At 41.3% G+C, this 18,726-nt stretch carries 15 protein-coding genes; 4 read left to right on the top strand and 11 right to left on the bottom strand.

Features of this window, described 5'->3' with window-relative positions; genetic code table 11:
• Nucleotides 1–81 precede the first annotated feature (81 nt).
• Nucleotides 82–1,029, top strand: coding sequence for a TIGR01212 family radical SAM protein (locus QZ574_RS14600; RefSeq protein WP_297090805.1), 948 nt, complete (start codon nucleotides 82–84; stop codon nucleotides 1,027–1,029).
• A 31-nt stretch (nucleotides 1,030–1,060) separates the two neighbouring features.
• Here QZ574_RS14600 and QZ574_RS14595 read toward each other — a convergent pair whose 3' ends face one another.
• The 3 genes from QZ574_RS14595 to QZ574_RS14585 all read right to left on the bottom strand — a co-directional run bounded on the left by QZ574_RS14595 (nucleotide 1,061) and on the right by QZ574_RS14585 (nucleotide 4,326).
• Nucleotides 1,061–1,483 carry a PAS domain-containing protein gene (locus QZ574_RS14595; protein ID WP_297090802.1) on the bottom strand — a complete coding sequence of 141 codons (423 nt, stop codon included), beginning with the start codon at nucleotides 1,481–1,483 and terminating at the stop codon, nucleotides 1,061–1,063.
• A 142-nt stretch (nucleotides 1,484–1,625) separates the two neighbouring features.
• A complete protein-coding gene (locus QZ574_RS14590; protein ID WP_297090800.1) occupies nucleotides 1,626–2,381 on the bottom strand; it encodes a DUF4197 domain-containing protein in 756 nt (251 codons plus the stop codon).
• Nucleotides 2,382–2,469: 88 nt separating this feature from the next.
• Nucleotides 2,470–4,326, bottom strand: coding sequence for a YgiQ family radical SAM protein (locus tag QZ574_RS14585; protein ID WP_297090798.1), 1,857 nt, complete (start codon nucleotides 4,324–4,326; stop codon nucleotides 2,470–2,472).
• 197 nt (nucleotides 4,327–4,523) lie between these two features.
• Between QZ574_RS14585 and QZ574_RS14580 the strand changes: the two genes are divergently transcribed.
• A complete protein-coding gene (locus QZ574_RS14580; RefSeq protein ID WP_297090796.1) occupies nucleotides 4,524–6,308 on the top strand; it encodes a GNAT family N-acyltransferase in 1,785 nt (594 codons plus the stop codon).
• A gap of 240 nt (nucleotides 6,309–6,548) precedes the next feature.
• Here QZ574_RS14580 and QZ574_RS14575 read toward each other — a convergent pair whose 3' ends face one another.
• The 8 genes from QZ574_RS14575 to QZ574_RS14540 all read right to left on the bottom strand — a co-directional run bounded on the left by QZ574_RS14575 (nucleotide 6,549) and on the right by QZ574_RS14540 (nucleotide 17,045).
• The gene (locus QZ574_RS14575; RefSeq protein ID WP_297090794.1) at nucleotides 6,549–8,456 is read right to left on the bottom strand and encodes a pyruvate carboxylase subunit B; all 1,908 of its coding nucleotides are present in this window, start codon (nucleotides 8,454–8,456) and stop codon (nucleotides 6,549–6,551) included.
• A gap of 42 nt (nucleotides 8,457–8,498) precedes the next feature.
• Complete coding sequence (locus QZ574_RS14570) at nucleotides 8,499–8,687, bottom strand: hypothetical protein (protein WP_297090793.1); 189 nt, start codon at nucleotides 8,685–8,687, stop codon at nucleotides 8,499–8,501.
• 12 nt (nucleotides 8,688–8,699) lie between these two features.
• On the bottom strand, nucleotides 8,700–10,256 hold the full coding sequence (locus QZ574_RS14565) for an acyl-CoA carboxylase subunit beta (protein ID WP_297090791.1): 1,557 nt from the start codon (nucleotides 10,254–10,256) through the stop codon (nucleotides 8,700–8,702).
• Nucleotides 10,257–10,707: 451 nt separating this feature from the next.
• Nucleotides 10,708–10,902 carry a YwbE family protein gene (locus QZ574_RS14560; protein ID WP_297090789.1) on the bottom strand — a complete coding sequence of 65 codons (195 nt, stop codon included), beginning with the start codon at nucleotides 10,900–10,902 and terminating at the stop codon, nucleotides 10,708–10,710.
• Nucleotides 10,903–10,966: 64 nt separating this feature from the next.
• On the bottom strand, nucleotides 10,967–12,583 hold the full coding sequence (locus QZ574_RS14555) for an ATP-binding cassette domain-containing protein (RefSeq protein ID WP_297090787.1): 1,617 nt from the start codon (nucleotides 12,581–12,583) through the stop codon (nucleotides 10,967–10,969).
• A 221-nt stretch (nucleotides 12,584–12,804) separates the two neighbouring features.
• Nucleotides 12,805–14,004: a tryptophan synthase subunit beta gene (gene trpB, locus QZ574_RS14550; RefSeq protein ID WP_297090784.1), complete on the bottom strand. Its 1,200-nt coding sequence runs from the start codon at nucleotides 14,002–14,004 to the stop codon at nucleotides 12,805–12,807.
• Nucleotides 14,005–14,087: 83 nt separating this feature from the next.
• Nucleotides 14,088–15,764, bottom strand: a complete 1,677-nt coding sequence (locus tag QZ574_RS14545) for an AMP-binding protein (RefSeq protein ID WP_297090782.1) — start codon at nucleotides 15,762–15,764, stop codon at nucleotides 14,088–14,090.
• Between the two features lie 69 nt (nucleotides 15,765–15,833).
• Entirely contained in the window at nucleotides 15,834–17,045 is a 1,212-nt protein-coding gene (locus QZ574_RS14540; RefSeq protein WP_297090780.1) for an S-adenosylmethionine:tRNA ribosyltransferase-isomerase, read from the bottom strand.
• 119 nt (nucleotides 17,046–17,164) lie between these two features.
• Between QZ574_RS14540 and QZ574_RS14535 the strand changes: the two genes are divergently transcribed.
• Nucleotides 17,165–18,202, top strand: coding sequence for a DUF2027 domain-containing protein (locus QZ574_RS14535; protein ID WP_297090778.1), 1,038 nt, complete (start codon nucleotides 17,165–17,167; stop codon nucleotides 18,200–18,202).
• Between the two features lie 110 nt (nucleotides 18,203–18,312).
• Nucleotides 18,313–18,666: a four helix bundle protein gene (locus QZ574_RS14530; protein ID WP_297090776.1), complete on the top strand. Its 354-nt coding sequence runs from the start codon at nucleotides 18,313–18,315 to the stop codon at nucleotides 18,664–18,666.
• Nucleotides 18,667–18,726 lie beyond the last annotated feature (60 nt).

Here is an 18,726-nt window from a genome sequence, read left to right as displayed (position 1 = left end):
TTTTCAAGAGTTGTTGATAAGTTTCTGTTATGAGGATGGAAGTTTTAAAAATGAGTACTTTTGCAGTCTTACAAAAACAGCATGCAAAATAAGGTATACAGTTGGGGGCACGACAGGCGCTATAATGATTTTCCGACATATTTTAGAGAACGCTTCTCGGGGCGGGTGCAGAAAGTTTCGATTGATGCCGGTTTTACCTGTCCGAACCGCGATGGAAGCAAGGGAGTTGGAGGTTGCTCGTATTGCAATAATAAAACATTTAAACCCACCTATTGCAACCTGGAAAACAGTGTAAGTAAGCAAGTTGAGCAGGGCGTTGCTTTTTTTGCCCGCAAATACAAAACCATGCGTTTTTTGGCCTATTTTCAGGCTTATACCAATACCTATGCTCCCCTAGCCGATTTAAAACGTTTGTACGAAGAAGCCCTGAATCATCCCAAAATTGTTGGTTTGGTGATATCTACACGGCCCGATTGTTTAAATGACGAATTGCTTGATTACCTCGCCGAACTAAGCCGAAAAGTTTATGTAATGGTGGAGTTGGGCGTGGAGTCGCATCTCGACCGTACGCTAAAAAGTATAAATCGTGGGCATACTTTTACTGATGCTGCCTGGGCAATTAAAGAAACGGCCAAAAGAGGCATTAATAATTGTGCGCACATGATTTTAGGGCTCCCGGGCGAAAGCCGTCAGGAAGTTCTGGATCAGGCGAAGGTAATTTCTCAATTACCGGTTAAAAACCTGAAGTTGCACCAGTTGCAGATTCATAAAGGCACTTTGCTGGAAAAACAGTTTGACGAAAACCCGGATAATTTTCATTTATATACGGCCGAAGATTATATTGATTTGGTTGTGGATTACCTGGAACTGCTAAATCCTGAAATTATTGTGGAGCGTTTTATTAGCCAGGCACCACCCGAAATGCTGATTGCCCCGAAATGGGGACTAAAAAATTTTGAATTTGTTGCCAAGGTGGAAAAACGTTTAAAAGAACGTGATACCTGGCAGGGCAGAAAATATAAAAAATAAGCCCGGAAAACTTCCGGGCCTGTTGTTTCGCTTATTTTATGGTATGTCCTGTTCGGTCTTCGATAACTACCAAGCGGTATTTATGGTCATTCATTACCACACGATGCGTGTCGATATGCAGGTGTTTTGTTTTTACCTTATTATTTATAACAAAATCGCGAATAAGAACCATTTCCGAAAGGTTTGAGCCGGAAAGTAAATCGCGTAGCTGGCAGCGTTTACAAAATCCACCGTCTTTTGCCGTAATTTTTTCGCGCTGGGTACAGCCCATTATTTCGCAGAACTCATGTCCAATAATATCTCCCTTGTCGCTTTTTGAAAGCTTTTGGAATGATTTATTAAAATATTTTACCTTAAAATCGTGGTCGGTTAAAAAAATGGCTTGCGGATGATGCTCAATCAGTTGGTTAACCAGGTCGTTGGCCTCCTCTACTTTTACAAATTCTAATCTCATGGCGCTTAATTTTAACAGGTTATTACATTTGCCTGGCGAATAAAAGCAAGTATTTGTTCATTCAGGCTAAATGAAATTATGAAATATTGTGCAATTATTCAATCAAATATGTTTTACAAGCTAAAAATTATGGTGAAGACAATTAGGAGTCAAGCGAGCCAAATACTTTCTTTAACAGGCTTGTAACCCGGGCAGCAGGGTCTTCACGAATAAGTTTTTCTTCGGCGGCAATTTTCAAAAATACCCCATCAAGTGCTTTGGTTGTCAGGTAGTCTTCCAGCTGAGTATCAACTGTTTTTAACCCGGCTGTTTGCCCCAAAAAAGATCCGGCAACCTGGTTCCATTTTCCCACCAGGGTGTCCCAGCTTTCTTTGGTTGATACGCCACCAACCAGTTCCTTTTCTACTGATGTTTTTATTTTTGGTCGGTAAAGATCAAAAAGCTGCTTGTACGTGGTTTTGTGCAGATAAGTGGTTGCAGCATTGTCGGTACCTTTTAAAATGCCAACTGCATCGTTAATAGTCATGCTTTTTATGCTGTTTACAAATATCGGGGCGGCTTCTTTTGCAGCATCTTCGGCAGCGCGGTTAATAGTAAGTAAAACATCGTCGAGCAGTTTTTCACCACCAGGTACTTTCCCAATATTGTCAACAATAATATCTGCTTCAGGCGGGAGTAGTATTTTTACCAGCTCGTCTTTGTAATATCCGTCTGTTGCACCCAGTATATCAACCGATTTATTGGTGCCGGTAATCAGTGCCTCTTTCAGTCCACCCACAATTTCTGTTTGGGTAAGTGGAGCATCCCCTTCAAGGGTTTGCTGTGCAATTTGCATTACCTCGGCACAACCTGCCAAAGTAAGGGCTAATAACAATGCAAGCAATCGTGTATTTTTCATATTCATAAATTATTTATTTTCTAAGGTATTTTATGGAATTCGTTCGTTCCAATTATCCCGGTGGGTGTCGTTTATTTTCAGACTCGTTTTATTGCTGTTTGTTTTTGTTTTTATTGAAAAGCTTTTTAATCAGGTCGTCGCGTCCTTTGGCTTTTAAATCCCGAATAATTTTATTCCGAAATTCCTTTTTATACCAGAAAAAGAACTGGCGTTGTTGTTCTTTGGCATCTTTGTTACGAGCTGTATAAATTTGTTCCATGGTATAGGGGTGATAGCCCGAATAGTATACTACAGTTGCCAGGGTCATGGGGGTAGGAGTAAAGTCCTGAACCTGCTCCAGTCTGAAATTCATATCCTTTGTTTGAATCGCCAGGTTGGCCATGTCTTCCGACTTGCTTCCGGGATGGCTGGAAATAAAATAAGGAATAAGCTGTTGGTTTAGCTTTTCTTCTTTGTTGATTTTTACAAATTCGTTATTCAATTCTTCAAACAGCTTGAATGATGGTTTACGCATAAATTTAAGCACTTCGTCCGACGAGTGCTCGGGCGCCACTTTTAGCCGGCCCGAAACGTGATGTTTAATTACTTCGCGCAGGTATTTTCTATTGTTTTCATTAACCTCCTTGTTGTTTGTTTTTTCAAGTATCATGTCATAACGAATACCGCTGCCAATAAATGCTTTTTTAATCTTCGGATTGTTTCTTACTTTCTCATAAAGGTCGAGCATGGGTTTGTGGTTAATATCAAGGTTTTTGCACACCGACGGGAAAATGCACGAAGGCCTTTTGCATTTTTTACAAATTTCCTCGTGAATTCCTTTCATGCGGTACATGTTTGCCGATGGGCCACCAAGGTCGGAGATGTAACCTTTAAAGTCGGGCATTTCGGTAACTTTTTCCACTTCTTTTAAAACCGATTTTTCCGACCGGCTGGCAATAAACTTACCCTGGTGGGCGGATATGGTACAAAACGTACAACCACCAAAACAGCCGCGATGGATGTTAATGGAATGCCGGATCATTTCGTAAGCAGGAATTGAAGCCTTACCGTCGTAACGGGGGTGTGGCAACCTGGTGTAGGGGAGGTCGTATACCCGGTCAATCTCCTTTTCTTTAAAGGTAGGCCAGGGCGGATTAACTACTATTTTTTTCTTTCCGAAAGCCTGAATCAGTTTTTTTGCCTCCATTTTATTCGATTCTTCTTCGATGTGCATAAAATTTCGGGCAAATTCTTGTTTGTCGGCTAAACAGGTTTCGTGCGAAGCTAACTCCAACTCGTCCCAGTTTTTTTTGGTAGCATAAGTTTCTTCTTCATCTACCATAAAAACCGTTTGGGGTATGGTTGTCAAACTTTCAATGGGAATACCGCGTTTAACCAATCGGGCAAACTCCACAATCGATTTTTCGCCCATGCCATAAAAGAGCAGTTCGGCCCGGGTATCTGCCAAAATAGATGGCATTAACCGGTCCGACCAGTAATCGTAATGGGTTAAGCGGCGCAGCGATGCTTCAATTCCTCCAATAACCAAAGGTACGTCAGGATATAGTTCTTTTAATATTTTTGAGTAAGTAATAGTGGCGTAGTCCGGACGTTTTCCAATCTGTCCACCCGGAGTATAAGAGTCGTTCGAGCGTTTACGTTTTCCGGCAGTGTAATGGTTCACCATCGAATCCATATTTCCGGCAGTAACCGCAAAAAACAGCCTGGGGCGCCCCAGCTTCTTAAAATCGCGTAAATCATCGGTCCAGTTGGGCTGCGGAACAATGGCAATTCTTAAGCCCTCGGCTTCCAATACCCGCCCAATTACTGCAGCTCCAAACGATGGATGATCCACGTAGGCATCACCGGTAAATAAAATAACATCAAGTTCCTCCCATCCCAGCTGTTTAAGCTCTTTTTTTGAGGTGGGCAGCCAGTCGGTAATATGTAGTTTGTTTTCTGTCATCTAAATATTTTGTTTCCTTATAACAAATTAAAACCAAATATGATTAAAAAAAGAATGATAACACAAGAATAAAAATTCTGATACTGACAGCTCAATACAAATGTGCTTACAGAATTTGACAGAGATCAGCGATAATTCAAAAAACATTTTATTTTTGTAATGAAGTATTTGAAGTTATTATAGCTGAACAGCAATAAATGGAATTACTTAAGCCAAAAGATCTTTTTAAAGATCGTCCTGCTTTACTCGCCAGCGGCGATTATTTCGCCAAATTTCTGATGTACATTCTGCGTTTTAATAAATTGAATAAAATTTACAGTCAAATTGCTGAAAAGCAAGGGGTAGATTTTATTGATGAGTTAATAAAAACACTGGAGTTTAACATTGAATTTGATGAACAGCAGTTAAAAAAGATACCCAAAGAAGGGCCGTTTATTATTGTTGCCAATCATCCGCTGGGAGGATTTGACGGGCTTTTGCTGATAAAATACCTCTCGTTGGTTAGAAATGATGTAAAGGTGCTGGCCAATTTTCTATTGAAAAAAATCGATGCCGTTTCGGATTATTTTATGGAAGAGAATCCGTTTGACGATGCAGGGAATGGCAATTACACCGGTTTAAAAGAAGCTTTTGGGCATTTACAAAATGGGGGTGTTCTTTGTCTTTTTCCGGCCATTGATGTAAATACCAAAGATTCGTTTGAAGGCGTTACCGATAAGGTTTGGCAGTTTCCGGTGGTGAAATTTATTAAAAAGGCACAGGTGCCGGTTGTGCCGGTTCTTTTTCAGGGAACTAATAGTCGCCTGTTACACCTGGTGGCAAAAATTCACCCCTCGTTAAAAAGCGCCAGACTTCCATCTGAGATTTTAAGTAAAAAACATAAAAAAATTAAGCTGCGCATTGGCAGTGCCATAAAAGTTGAAGAGCAGGAAAAGTATTGCGATGTGTACCAGTTTGGACGTTTTTTGCGTGCCAAAACCTATTGCATGGAATCGGATATTGAAATACGGCGCTTTTTTAACTATGCACTAAAGCCAAAAGTAAAACCCGACACTATAATCGATCCGGTTCCTTTTGAATATATCCAAAAAGAAATACTGGCGATTAAAGCAGACCACACCTTATTTCGATTAAAAAATTATACGGCCTACTGTGCACCGTCGGCTTTAATTCCGAACGTTTTAAACGAAATTGGGCGTTTACGCGAAATTACCTTTCGGGAAGTTGGTGAGGGCACAAATAGAAGTTTGGATATTGACGAATTTGATTTGTACTACCACCAAATGTTTATTTGGGATGAAGATGAAAACCGGATTGTTGGCGCTTATCGACTGGGAAAAGGAAAAGACATTATGGAGCAATATGGCAGAAGAGGTTTTTACCTGCAATCGTTGTTCCGTATTGCCGAAAACTTTAAACCGGTATTAAAAGAAAGCATTGAATTGGGGCGCTCGTTTGTAATTAAAGAATACCAGCGTAAACCCATGCCCTTGTTTTTGTTGTGGAAGGGTATTTTATATTTCCTGCTTAAAAATCCGGAATACCGTTACCTTATTGGTCCGGTAAGTATTAGCAACAATTATTCAAAAGTTTCGAAAGATTTAATTATCAGGTTTATCATGAAGAACCATTTAAACTGGAAAATGGCTCAGCACATAAAACCACGAAACAGCTATAAGTTTAAAAGCGACAATGTGGATTTAAACCTGTTAATGGAAAATATGGAGCACGACATTAACCGGCTTGATAAAACTATTGGCGATTTGGATGAATTAAATTCGGGGTTGCCGGTGCTTTTAAAAAAATATATTAAGCTAAATGCTAAAATTATAGGTTTTAATGTTGACCCGAAATTTAATAACTGCCTCGACGGATTAATCGTTTTGGATGTTTATGACGTACCCAAAAGTACCATCGAATCCTTATCAAAAGAAGCCAACGACGGATCGATTCTGGATCGTTTTTACGGCAGTCGCGAGTAATCGGGCTGCGGGTATGGCCTCAAAAAAAACATTCATCGATTGATAAATGGGCATAAAACTATCAAGATTCCCGGGAGTTACCAACAGGAATGAGAGTAGTACAAAAATTCATCTAACGCTCCCTTAGGGTAAGTCAATAGATTTTGAACCAGCTATTACCATTGACTTTTAAGAGACTTTCAGAAAAAAAGGCAAGCCCTTTCGGAACCTGCCTTTGTATCATCTTGTTGAAAGTTGTTGCTATTCAAGTGGCTCAATAACCATAAGCACATCTCCTTTTACTACAGAGTCTCCCTGGTCGTACTTAATTTCGGTTATCGTACCATTTACTGCTGCATCAAGGTTGTTCATCATTTTCATGGCTTCAAGCACCACTACAGTTTCGCCAACGGCAACTTTGTCGCCCACTTTTTTCTTGTATTCTACAATCATACCCGGAATTGGAGCCATAACGCTTCCTTCTGCCGAAACCTCTTTTGTTCCCCCACCTTTAGTTCTGCGCATACGTTGTGGTGCAGCAGCAGCATTTGGGTCGTTAATTTCAACGGTAAATACCTCGCCGTCAACTTTAACTTCCAGTTCGCGTGTTGCGCCGCCTTTGCCTTTCGAGGTCAATTCGCCTGATAAAGCTTTTCGAATCAGTTCTTCTTCTTTTTCTACCTGCTCCATTGTTTTTGCTTTAAACTCGGCAGGTACCTCTTCCATTCCATATTTCCATTTCAGAAAACGTTTGCCGGTTACCGGGTACAAAGCGCATAACACTTCGTCGTCAATATCTTTTGCCAAATCGGCAAAATCAGCTTTTACTTTGTCCATTTCCGGTTCCAGAATAGCTCCGGGGCGTTCAGTTATTGGCTGTTCGCCACGCGGATAGCCTTTTAAGGCTTTTGCTCTTACTTCCGGATTAATTGGCATGGTGGTTTTGCCATACAAACCGTAACACAGGTCTTTTACCTCTTTGGTAATCTGGGCATATTCTCCTTCATACGAATCGAAAAGTACATTGTTTACCGTTTGCACCCCTACAATTTGAGAGGTAGGTGTAACCAATGGAATATTTCCAAGGTCTTTGCGCACTTTTGGCAATAAACGGAATACCTCTGGCAGCTTGTCGAGCGCATCCATTGCTTTTAGCTGGTTAACCAGGTTCGAAAGCATACCCCCCGGTGTTTGGTGCAGCAGCACATTAATGTCGGTTGTGGCATATTTTGGATTATTGTCGAGGTGTTTATATTTTGGAATGTATTTCTCCATTTCTTCCGCAATCGCAGTAATCTGGTTGATGTCCATACCCGAGTCGCGGTTGGTGCCCAGCAGCGACATAATAATTGGCTCAACAGCAGCATGCGAAGTACGATAAGCATATGGTCCAATACAGGTGTCAACAATGTCTACTCCGGCTTCAATGGCTTTAAAAATTGCCAAATCGCCCATACCCGAAGTAAAGTGAGTGTGCAGGTTCAGCGGGATGTCGGTAACCTTTTTAATCTCGCGAACCAGGTTGTAAATATCGTATGGAGCTATTAAGCCTGCCATATCTTTTATGCAAATGGAATCAACACCAAACTTAACCAGTTCATTTACCTTGTTCAGGTAGTAGTCCATGTTGTACACATCGCCACCCAGTCGGGGTTGATTTAAGGTGTAGCATACCACGCCCTGAAAATGCTTGCCATTGTCTTTAATTACCTTTGCTGCGGTTTCAAAATTGCGGTAATCGTTTAGTGCATCAAAACAACGGAATATATCCATTCCATTGTCGATGGCACGCTGAATAAAAGCTTTAACCACATCGTCGGCGTAGTTGCGGTAACCCACCACATTTTGTCCGCGCAGCAACATCGAAAATGGCGTTTTCGGCATATGTTTCTTCAGAGTGCGCAGGCGTTCCCATGGGTCTTCGGCCAAAAAACGGTGCATGGTATCAAAAGTGGCTCCTCCCCATGTTTCAACAGCATTGTAGCCGGCATTGTCAATCATTTCGGCTACCGGAAGCATGTCTTCGGTACGTCCGCGTGTGGCAAATAACGACTGGTGGCCATCGCGCAAACTTACATCGTTAATTTTTATAGGGTTGCTTGCTTTGGTTCTGTCGGGCCCAAATTCAAGCTGCGACATTTCCAAAACTCCATGTTTATCGTAATTCATCTCTTTGTTTCTTTTTTCGGTTATTTGTAGTTGTGTAAAAAACTAGGCACGTTTTCGTAGTGCACGACCGCGGCGCTGAACCATGTTGCGGTTATCCATAAGTACTTCTTTGCCCGAACTTACCCAGGCACTGTAGTCTTTTACTTCCAATTTGTTTATGGCTGCTTCCTGTTCCAGGTAATAGGCAACGGCAATCATAGCAGCTCTTCTCTTTTTTTCTCTGGCTGTCATAATCAAAAAATTTTAGAGTGGAATATTTCCGTGTTTTTTTGGTGGTAAAATCTCTGTTTTGGTCGACATAACTTCCAGGGCATCAATTAAACGTATTCTTGTTTCGCTTGGCAAGATTACATCATCGATGTAGCCGCGTTTTGCCGCTAAATACGGAATGTTGAAAGCTTCTTCGTACTCCTGAATTTTTGCCTGAGTCATTTCTGCTTTGTTTTCGGCTTCTGCAATTTGTTTGCGGTAGGTTGAAATTACTTCAACAGCACCTTTGGCTCCCATTACTGCAATTTCGGCTGATGGCCACGCAAATACCAAATCGGCTCCCAGTGGTTTGGAACACATGGCCAGGTATGCGCCTCCGTAATCTTTACGTGTAACCACCGTAAATTTCGGCACGGTAGCTTCGGCATACGACCACAGCAGTTTGGCACCGTGTCGGATTATCCCGTCCCATTCCTGCTGAACGCCGGGAAGGTACCCGGGAACATCCACAAAGGTGATCATTGGAATATTGTAGGCATCGCAGGTGCGCACAAAACGGCTTATTTTGTCAGAGGCGTCAATGTCAAGGCATCCGGCTTGTATCATAGGCTGGTTGGCAATAATACCTACCGAACGGTTGTTCAGGTGACCAAAACCAACAATGGCATTTTCGGCATAATGCTCGTGTACCTGCATAAATTCGCCATTATCAAGCACCGACTCGATAATGCCAACCATGTCGTAAGGTATTTTCGAATCATCGGGAATAATAGTATCCAGTTCATCGCACAAACGGGCAGGGTCGTCGCCCATTGGTACTTTTGGCGCTTCTTCCAGATTATTGTTTGGCAAAAATTCTAACAATTCTTTAATGGCTTCAATGGTGTCTTCGTCGCTTTCGCAGGCAAAGTGCGCATTACCGCTTTTTGTATTGTGTACCATGGCGCCACCCAGTTCTTCAAAAGTGGTTTCTTCGCCGGTAACGGTTTTAATAACATAAGGACTGGTAATAAACATATGGCTTTGCTTTTTTACCATAAAAACAAAATCAGTCATTGCAGGAGAGTACACGGCACCACCGGCACAAGGCCCCATAATGGCCGAAATTTGTGGAATTACACCCGATGCACGCGAGTTGCGCATAAAAATTTCGCCGTAGCCTTTAAGTGCATCCACGCCTTCTTCCACACGGGCACCACCCGAGTCGTTTAAGCCTACCACGGGTGCTCCGGCTTTTACCGCGAGGTCCATTATTTTGCAGATTTTTGCTGCATGCATCTCGCCCAGCGAACCACCGCGCGAGGTAAAGTCCTGCGAGTAGGCAAATACCGGTCTTCCGTTTACCAAACCATGGCCAACAATCACTCCGTCCGAAGGAATATCTACCTTTTCAAGTCCAAAGTTCACCGAACGGTGTTCAACAAACATGTCTACTTCTCTGAAGCTGTCTTCATCAAAAAGCAGGTTTAAACGCTCACGAGCAGTTAGTTTTCCTTTCTCGTGCTGTTTCTCAACGCGCTTTTCTCCACCCATTTTCCGGATCTCTTCGCGTTTTTTCTTAAGTAACTCTATTTTTTCTGATACTTTCATCTCATCAAGTACTGTGCAAAACCATTAATACTGTCAATTCCGATACAAAAATAATCTCAAAAGCAATACCATTTACATGATTTAAGGCAGAAATGGTAATTAATAGCGAAAAAATTCTTTATATAGAAAAATTCTTTATAAGACAGTTTTGTAGTTCTAAAATTTCAAACTCATGTAAGTAATAGATACACAGGAGTTAATAGGTGGTTTATTGTGTTTTATTAGTGAGAGTGCATATGTTGCAATAGAGAATTAAATCTTTAATAAATTTGTGTTAATAATGTGTTGTGTCCGTAATGCTCAGATATTCAATTGGTTAAGTTTGTTCTGTTTGGGATTTGAACCTATGTGGGTGTGTGGGTTTTGATTTTTAACTGAAAGTCAGGTGTTTGTAATAATTTGTAAGTGCTGGTTTTACCGGGAGTTTAGCAGATAAACTCCCGGTAAAAAATCAAGTTGAAATGATTGTTTTAACACGGCCCACTTCGCCACTTTTTAGCATTACTTTTATGCCGTGTGGATGTATGGCCGATTTGGTTAAAATCTTTTGAACAGTGCCACTTGTTAATTCGCCTGATTGTTGGTGTTGTTTTTTTACAATCTCAACCTGGGCGTTAAGTTTAATGTTTTTTCGTTGCGTATTCATATCGTGATAATTGTGGTTTTAAAACGCCTTTATAATTTTCGGAGGTTTGCATTTATCAGTTAGCTTAAACTGCATAAAGTTTTTCGCGCAGGGCATGAATTTTATCGTCTTCAATATATTCGTCGTAGGGCATTAGTTTGTCGATTATGCCATTGGGTGTTAGCTCAATAATACGGTTACACACCGATGAGATAAACTCATGGTCGTGCGATGACATGAAAACGTTGCCCGGATATTTTATCAGGTTATTGTTAAAAGCCTGAATCGATTCCAGGTCGAGGTGGTTGGTTGGCGTATCCAGAATTAATGCGTTGGCGTCGAGTAACTGCATTTTTGCAATCATGCAGCGCATTTTCTCGCCTCCCGAAAGTACGTTTACTTTTTTGTATATCTCGTCGCCGGCAAACAACATTCGGCCAAGGTAACCACGAATATAAATTTCGGTAGTATCAGAAGTAAACTGGCACAACCAGTCGAACAGGGTCATGTCGCTATTGAAAAATTCCGAGTTGTCTAATGGCAGATAAGCTGATGTAATGGTTTGTCCCCACTGGTAGCTTCCTGTGTCGGCTTCACGTTTCCCATTAATGATTTCGAAAAAGGCAGTCATTGCACGGTGGTCGCGCGACAGGAATACAATTTTTTCTCCTTTTTGCGCCGAAAATTCCACGTCTTTAAAAAGTGTGGTTCCTTCAATGCTGGCACTCAGGTTTTCTACATCCAAAATACGGTCTCCGGCCTCGCGCTCGGGGGTGAAAATAATTCCAGGGTACTTTCTTGTTGATGGTTGGATTTCATCAACATTCAGTTTTTCGAGCATTTTTTTACGGCTGGTAGTTTGTTTCGATTTAGCGACGTTGGCACTAAATCGAGAAATAAACTCCTGCAATTCTTTTTTCTTCTCCTCGGCTTTTTTGTTTTGAGCCTGCTGTTGACGCAGTGCCAGTTGGCTACTCTGATACCAGAAACTGTAGTTTCCGGCAAACATTTTTATATCGTTATAATCAATGTCGATGGTGTGGGTAGATATGGCATCGAGGAAGTGGCGGTCGTGCGATACTACCAAAACCGTGTTTTCGTAGTTAGCCAGGTAATTCTCGAGCCAAACAACGGTTTCCAGGTCGAGGTCGTTGGTAGGTTCATCGAGCAGCAGATTGTCGGGGTTTCCGAATAAAGCCTGCGCTAACAAAACACGAACCTTTTGGTTCCCGCTCATGTCTTTCATCAGTGTGTAGTGGTACTCTTCTTTTATACCAAGGTTGCTCAACAGTGTAGCTGCATCGCTTTCGGCATTCCATCCGCCCATATCGCCAAATTTTTCTTCCAGCTCGCCGGCTAAAATTCCGTCGGCTTCCGAAAAATCAGGTTTCATGTAAAGCGCATCTTTTTCTTTCATCAAGTCCCAAAGCTCGGCATGTCCCTTCATAACAGTATCTAGTACCGAGAACTCATCAAAAGCAAAGTGGTCCTGGCTAAGAACCGACAGGCGCTCGCCTGGTTCAAGCGAGATATGCCCTGCCGTAGCATCAATCTGCCCCGATATTGCTTTTAAAAATGTTGATTTTCCTGCTCCGTTTGCTCCAATAACGCCATAACAGTTTCCGGCCGTAAATTTCATGTTAACGTCCTGAAATAGTATGCGTTTGCCAAACTGTATTCTTAAATTCGATACTGTAATCATTGTCTAAAAATGTTTTCAATTTTTACCCTTTTTTCAAAGGGAATGCAAACGTAGACAAATAATTGATTTTGGATGTTAAGCGAATAATAAGGGTGTGTGGACTTAGTTTTAAATTAATACAGCTAACATTATGTTATTATTGGGATTTAGTATTTGTTAATTGTCGAAAAAAAAGTCTGGTTTTGAAAACCAGACTTTTTTAAAGTTATGTAACAGGTTATCTATTCAGGTAAACCGTATTTCTCAACTACAAAGTCGATGTCTTTATCGCCACGACCGCTGAGGTTTACCAAAATTGATTTTTCCTGGTTGTTTTTCGCAAGTTTTAAAGCGTAGGCAACCGCATGGGCACTTTCCAATGCAGGTATTATTCCTTCCAAACGACTGAGTTCGTAAAAGGCATCAATGGTTTCTTTATCATCGGCAACACCATAAGTTACTTTACCCATATCTTTTAACATACTGTGCTCTGGTCCAACGCCGGGATAGTCTAAGCCACTGGCTACTGAATAAACCGGTGCGGGGTCGCCGTTTTCGTCTTGCAGGGTATAGCATTTAAAACCGTGGATAACGCCGGGTGTTCCGTAAGTAATGGTACTGGCATGCTCGCCCAGTTTTGTTCCAACACCTCCCGGTTCAACACCGTGCAATTCGGTTTCTTCAATATCGAGGAAGCCTGAGAACATGCCCATGGCGTTACTTCCACCGCCTACACAAGCTACTACGTGATCGGGGTTTTCACCGGTCATTTCGAAGAACTGCTCCTGGGCTTCAATTCCTACCACGCGCTGAAAATCGCGAACCATCATTGGAAAGGGGTGCGGCCCAACCACCGACCCTATGCAGTAAATGGTGTTAACCGGGTCTTTCAGGTACGATTCAAACGCCGAATCAACGGCTTCTTTCAGTGTCTTTAATCCGTGGCTAACCGGCACAACTTCGGCGCCTAATATTTTCATCCGAACCACATTGGGGTGTTCTTTGGCAATATCAACCTCACCCATGTGTATTTCGCACTCCAAACCAAAATAAGCTGCTGCAGTTGCCAGGGCTACACCGTGTTGTCCGGCACCGGTTTCTGCAATCAGTCGTTTTTTGCCCAGGTGTTTGGCCAGTAAGGCTTCGCCCATGCAGTGGTTTAATTTGTGTGCGCCCGAGTGGTTCAGGTCTTCGCGTTTCATGTAAATGCGGCCACCGTATTTTGCTGATAAGTTCTCGCAAAAATAAACGGGTGTAGGACGGCCCTGAAAATGTTTTCGAATGCTGCGTAACTCGGAAATAAAATTGTGCGATTTGCTAATAGAATGGTAAGCCTTGGTAATCTTAGCCATTTCGGTTTGTAACTGCGGAGGAATAAAAGAACCTCCGTATTCTTTATAAAATCCTTGTTGGTCAGGATATTGTTTAAAATAATCTGCCATGAGTTTTTTGTTTTATTAAAATATAATTGAATCTGATTTTTTACTGATTGGAAGGTTTAGTAACTCATCGGTAAAAATGAAAATTAATAATACAAGTAGCGTTTAATTTTGTGTGTTGCTGTTTTCTGGAAAGGCGACGGTTGTGCAATAACCAATTGCACGCGCGAGAATTTATTAACCCGCTCGTTTATGTAATGTTGCAATTCTATCCTTAACTCATCAATTGTTTCATCAACGCGTTGCGAAATAACTTCAACTTTTTCGTCGATTTTTGTGCTAACACCTGCCCGCATTTCACTGATGCGCTGCTCCAGTTCTTCGCGGTTAAAATGAACCATGGCCACCAGTTTGCCTTTTTTTTGCACAACCAGCGATTCAACTACGTGTCTGAAGTTGTTAATGATTGACTCAATTTCTTCAGGATATATGTTTTCGCCATTTGCTCCAACAATCAGGTTTTTCAATCTTCCCTTGTGGCTTAACCATCCATCTTTATCAAAAACACCCAGGTCGCCGGTTTTAAACCACCCGTCTTTTGTAAGTACTTTGCGGGTTTCTTCTTCGTTTTTATAATAACCCAGCATTACGTTTGGCCCTTTGGCCCATATTTCGCCTTCGCCGGTTAGCGGGTTGGGTTTATTAATTTTTACTTTGCAGTTAATAACCTTTGGACCGATTGCCTGCAAGCGGGTTTGAGTTGGGTTTGAACCCGCCAGTAGTGGTGCCGTTTCTGTTAGTCCGTAACCAATGGCATAGGGAAATTTGGCATTACGCAAGAAACGTTCAACGGTAGCATCGAGTTTGGCTCCGCCAATTCCAAAAAACTTTAAACGGCCTCCGAATGTTTCCATCAGTTTTTTTCCGGCAAGCCGATGAATAAGTTTGCGTGTTGGGCCAAACCGGTGCATCAGGCGAGTGGCCGCCTTTTTGTTAATCCCCGGTAAAATACTGTTTTTGTATATTTTTTCGATGATTAAGGGCACGGTTAGCATGATGTCGGGCCGCAGCGATTTTAAGGCCGGAAGCAAAATGCTTGCTGTTGGTGGTTTGCGCAGGTAAGTTACGCTGGCTCCGTTATAAATCGCCAATAGAAAGCCGATCGTATTTTCGTAAGTGTGCGACAGTGGTAAAACGGATAAAAACCGAAAATCTTCTTTTATTTCCTGAACAGCTCCCGATTGTATAACATTGCTTATTATATTTTTTTGCGAGAGCATTACGCCTTTTGAGTTACCTGTAGTGCCGGAAGTATACAATAAAACAGCCATCTCGTTCTCATCCGGAATGTAATTGATGGTGCAATCGGCATCTTTTTTAAAATGAACGTTACTTTTTTGGGCACTCAAAACCTCAAAGTTTTCAAGTTTAATTACAGCTGATAAGCTTTGGGTATCAGCTTCGTTAAGCTTGTAGCGTAGGTTTTCAGAAACGAATAATGCCTTCGACTCCGAGTGCTTTATTACATTATCTAATTCGGCTGTACTAAATTCGGGCAGAACGGGTACGGCCACTATTCCCGAGCACTGTAGCGCAAAATACACGATGCCCCAGTTAGGCATATTCTGACTGTAAATAATTACTTTATCGCCGCTTTTTAGGCCAAGTTGGTTTAAAAACGCCTGTACGGCTTTTATGTTTTTACCTAATTCGGTATAAGTAATATATTCTTCGTCAATAAAGCCAAGTGCCTTATTGCTACCGAAGTTTTTTACCGAGTTGTGTATAAAGGAGGAAAAATTGTACTCTTGCTCTGTCTGCATATCAAATACAAATATGGTTAAAGTTGGAATTTGTACAAAGTTTTAGCTGTTAATTTGTGTTACCAGCGCTTATTTCAAAAATAAATTACTGTCGCCATAACTTAAAAAACGGAAATTGTTTGCCAGTGCATAATTGTACACGTCTCGCCAGTTGTTGCCTAAAAAAGCACTTATTAACAGTAGTAATGTGCTTTGCGGTTGATGAAAATTGGTGAACATTCCACGGATAAGTTTAAAATTGTAGCCGGGTAAAATGATAATTTGTGTGGCAAAGCGAATACTTTTTTCGCCGTTTTCAACCAGAAAATAGATGATATTTTGCAGGGCTTTTTCCATTGAAATGCTGGCTTTGTTTTCGTAGGGCTCCCACTGTTTTACTTCCGGGCGGTAGGGGTTAAAACGTTTTTCTTCAAGCTGTAAGCCAATCCAGTACAAGCTTTCGAGCGAGCGTACCGAGGTGGTGCCAACCGCAATAATATTTTTAGTATCCTCAACAAAGCGGCGTAAAATATCAATAGGTATAATTACCTGCTCGTGGTGCATGGTATGCCCGTCGATGGTTTCCGATTTTACTGGCTGAAAAGTGCCTGCTCCAACATGCAGTGTAATTTCGTTGGTGCTAATTTCTTTTGCGTTTAGCGTTTCCAAAACCTGCTTTGTAAAATGTAATCCGGCGGTAGGAGCCGCAACCGAGCCATCAATTTTGGCATAAACGGTTTGGTAACTTTCTTCATCCGATTCTTCAGTATCCCGGTTCAGGTAAGGAGGAATCGGGAGTTGACCAATTTTATCAATTATCTCGGAAAAATGCACACCTCCGTTCCACATAAACCGGATGTGAAACGAGTTGCCCTCCTGCGCAGTTTTTGCCGCAGTAAGTTCAATTGTTTTTCCATTAATTTCAAACTTCAGACTCAGAAAACCTTCCTTCCATTTTTTTGAATTGCCCACCATACATTTCCATGTCACTTCTTCGGTATCCTGAAAAGCCACCTGGTAGTCGGCAGGCGAAACAGGCTCGAGGCAAAAGATTTCTATTTTGGCTCCGGTTTCCTTGTAAAAAAACAAGCGGGCATGAATTACCCGTGTGTTGTTAAAAACCAACTGCGATCCTTCGGGCAGGTATTTCGCGCAATGCTCAAAAGTATCTTCTTTTATTTGGCCGTTGCACCAGGTCAGTAATTTCGATTTATCGCGCTCTGCCAGTGGGTATTTGGCAATCCTGTGGTCGGGTAAATCGTAGGTGTAATCGCTTATTTTTATATCCTTGTATTTACTCAAAACGTAATTTTTTGTGGCAGCAAAAGTAATATTTTTATTGTTTGCTGATTTACAGCCTCGGGCGGAGTGACAAGGTCAGTAGAAGAAAAATTGTACTTTTGCCAAAAAGAGAAAAAGTCATGATAAAAGTAGGAGATAAGGTTAAGTTTTTAAATGATGTTGGCGGAGGTATTGTAACCGGTTTTATTAATAAGAACACAGTTAATGTTGAGGGTGAAGATGGTTTTGAAGTGCCTTACCCCATTAAAGAACTGGTAAATATTAGTGCACCGGAATTAAACGAAAGCACGACTTCGCCTACAGTTGAAACGGCGCCAGAAATTCAGCCAGAGCCGGATTTTCTGGAGCCCGAAGGAGAAATTATAAATGGAAAGAACTCTCCTGATTTTTATTTTTGTTTTGTTCCCAATAACTCAAAAAATCCGTTAAATGCCGAAATTGAAATGTTTTTGGTAAACGATAGTAATTACAAGCTGCTGTATAATTATTTGCACCTGAAAACTGATGAGGTTGTTGCTGTTAAGCAGGGTACTGTTAAGTCCAATTCGCGGGAAAAAATTGATGCATTGGTTCAGGAAGATTTGAGTGATTTGCCTGATTTTGGCTTTCAGCTCATTTATTTTCGAGAATCGGAAAGTACGTGGAATCAACCGGTGGTGAAAAAGTTTAGAGTGAATCCGGTAAAGTTTTACAAAGAATCAACATTTCGTAGCAATTCCTATTTCAGAAAAAATGCACTGGTTTTGCAAATTACACCCAATCCCATGCAAACCGAGTTGGATAAGCTAACGCAAGATGATTTTAAAAAAGTTGTGAAGGCAAAAGAAAAAGCAGACCTGCCAAAGCAGAAGGAACGGAAGCGTTCTTCTGAAGAAACTGTAATCGATTTGCATATTACTGAGTTAATAGATAATACAGAGGGATTGAGCAACCGCGAAATGCTGGAAATTCAGATGGAGGCTGTTGAATCGGAAATGAACCTGGCCATAAAGAATCATGTGAAACGAATTGTATTTATTCACGGTGTGGGCCAAGGGGTTTTAAAACAGGAAGTCGCCAATATTTTGCAGCGCAAATTCAAAAAATACTATTTCCAGGACGCTTCGTTTAAGGAGTATGGCTATGGCGCAACGATGGTGATTCTTAGAAAAGGATGATTGATAAAGGATTAATTTGAAGGATTAACTATAACGATGAAGGATTAATGATTAGGGATTATTGGGAAGATTATGTAATTTGTGAATGTAATCACCAATAAATTCTAATCATGAACAAAGAAAAAGACCTCAAACTAAGAACTAAAAGCTTCTGTATTGATTGTATTCGTTTAGCAGAAAGTCTACCCAATAATTATTTGGGAAAACATATTCAGGGGCAGTTAATCAGATGTTCATCTTCGGTAGCAGCAAATTACAGGGCGGCGAAATTAGCTCAGTCAACAGCGGCATTTGTCCCGAAGATCAGTATTGTAGTAGAAGAAGCTGATGAAGCGCAGTTCTGGCTTGAATTAATTGATAACTTAAGGCTCATTAATTCCGAGCAGCGAAACAATCTTGAAAAGGAAGCGTCGGAACTTGTTGCTATCTTTGTATCATCGCGTAAGAAGGAGACTGTAAAATAAACTCTGTCTATAAGTTTAAAACATTTAATATTGCAACTTATGACAGACAGGAAAAAAGAA

The sequence above is a fragment of the uncultured Draconibacterium sp. genome, assembly GCF_913063105.1.
Classification (GTDB): Bacteria; Bacteroidota; Bacteroidia; order Bacteroidales; family Prolixibacteraceae; genus Draconibacterium.
Note: the sequence above shows the minus strand (reverse complement) of the source record. Positions and strands in the feature narration are given on the sequence as shown.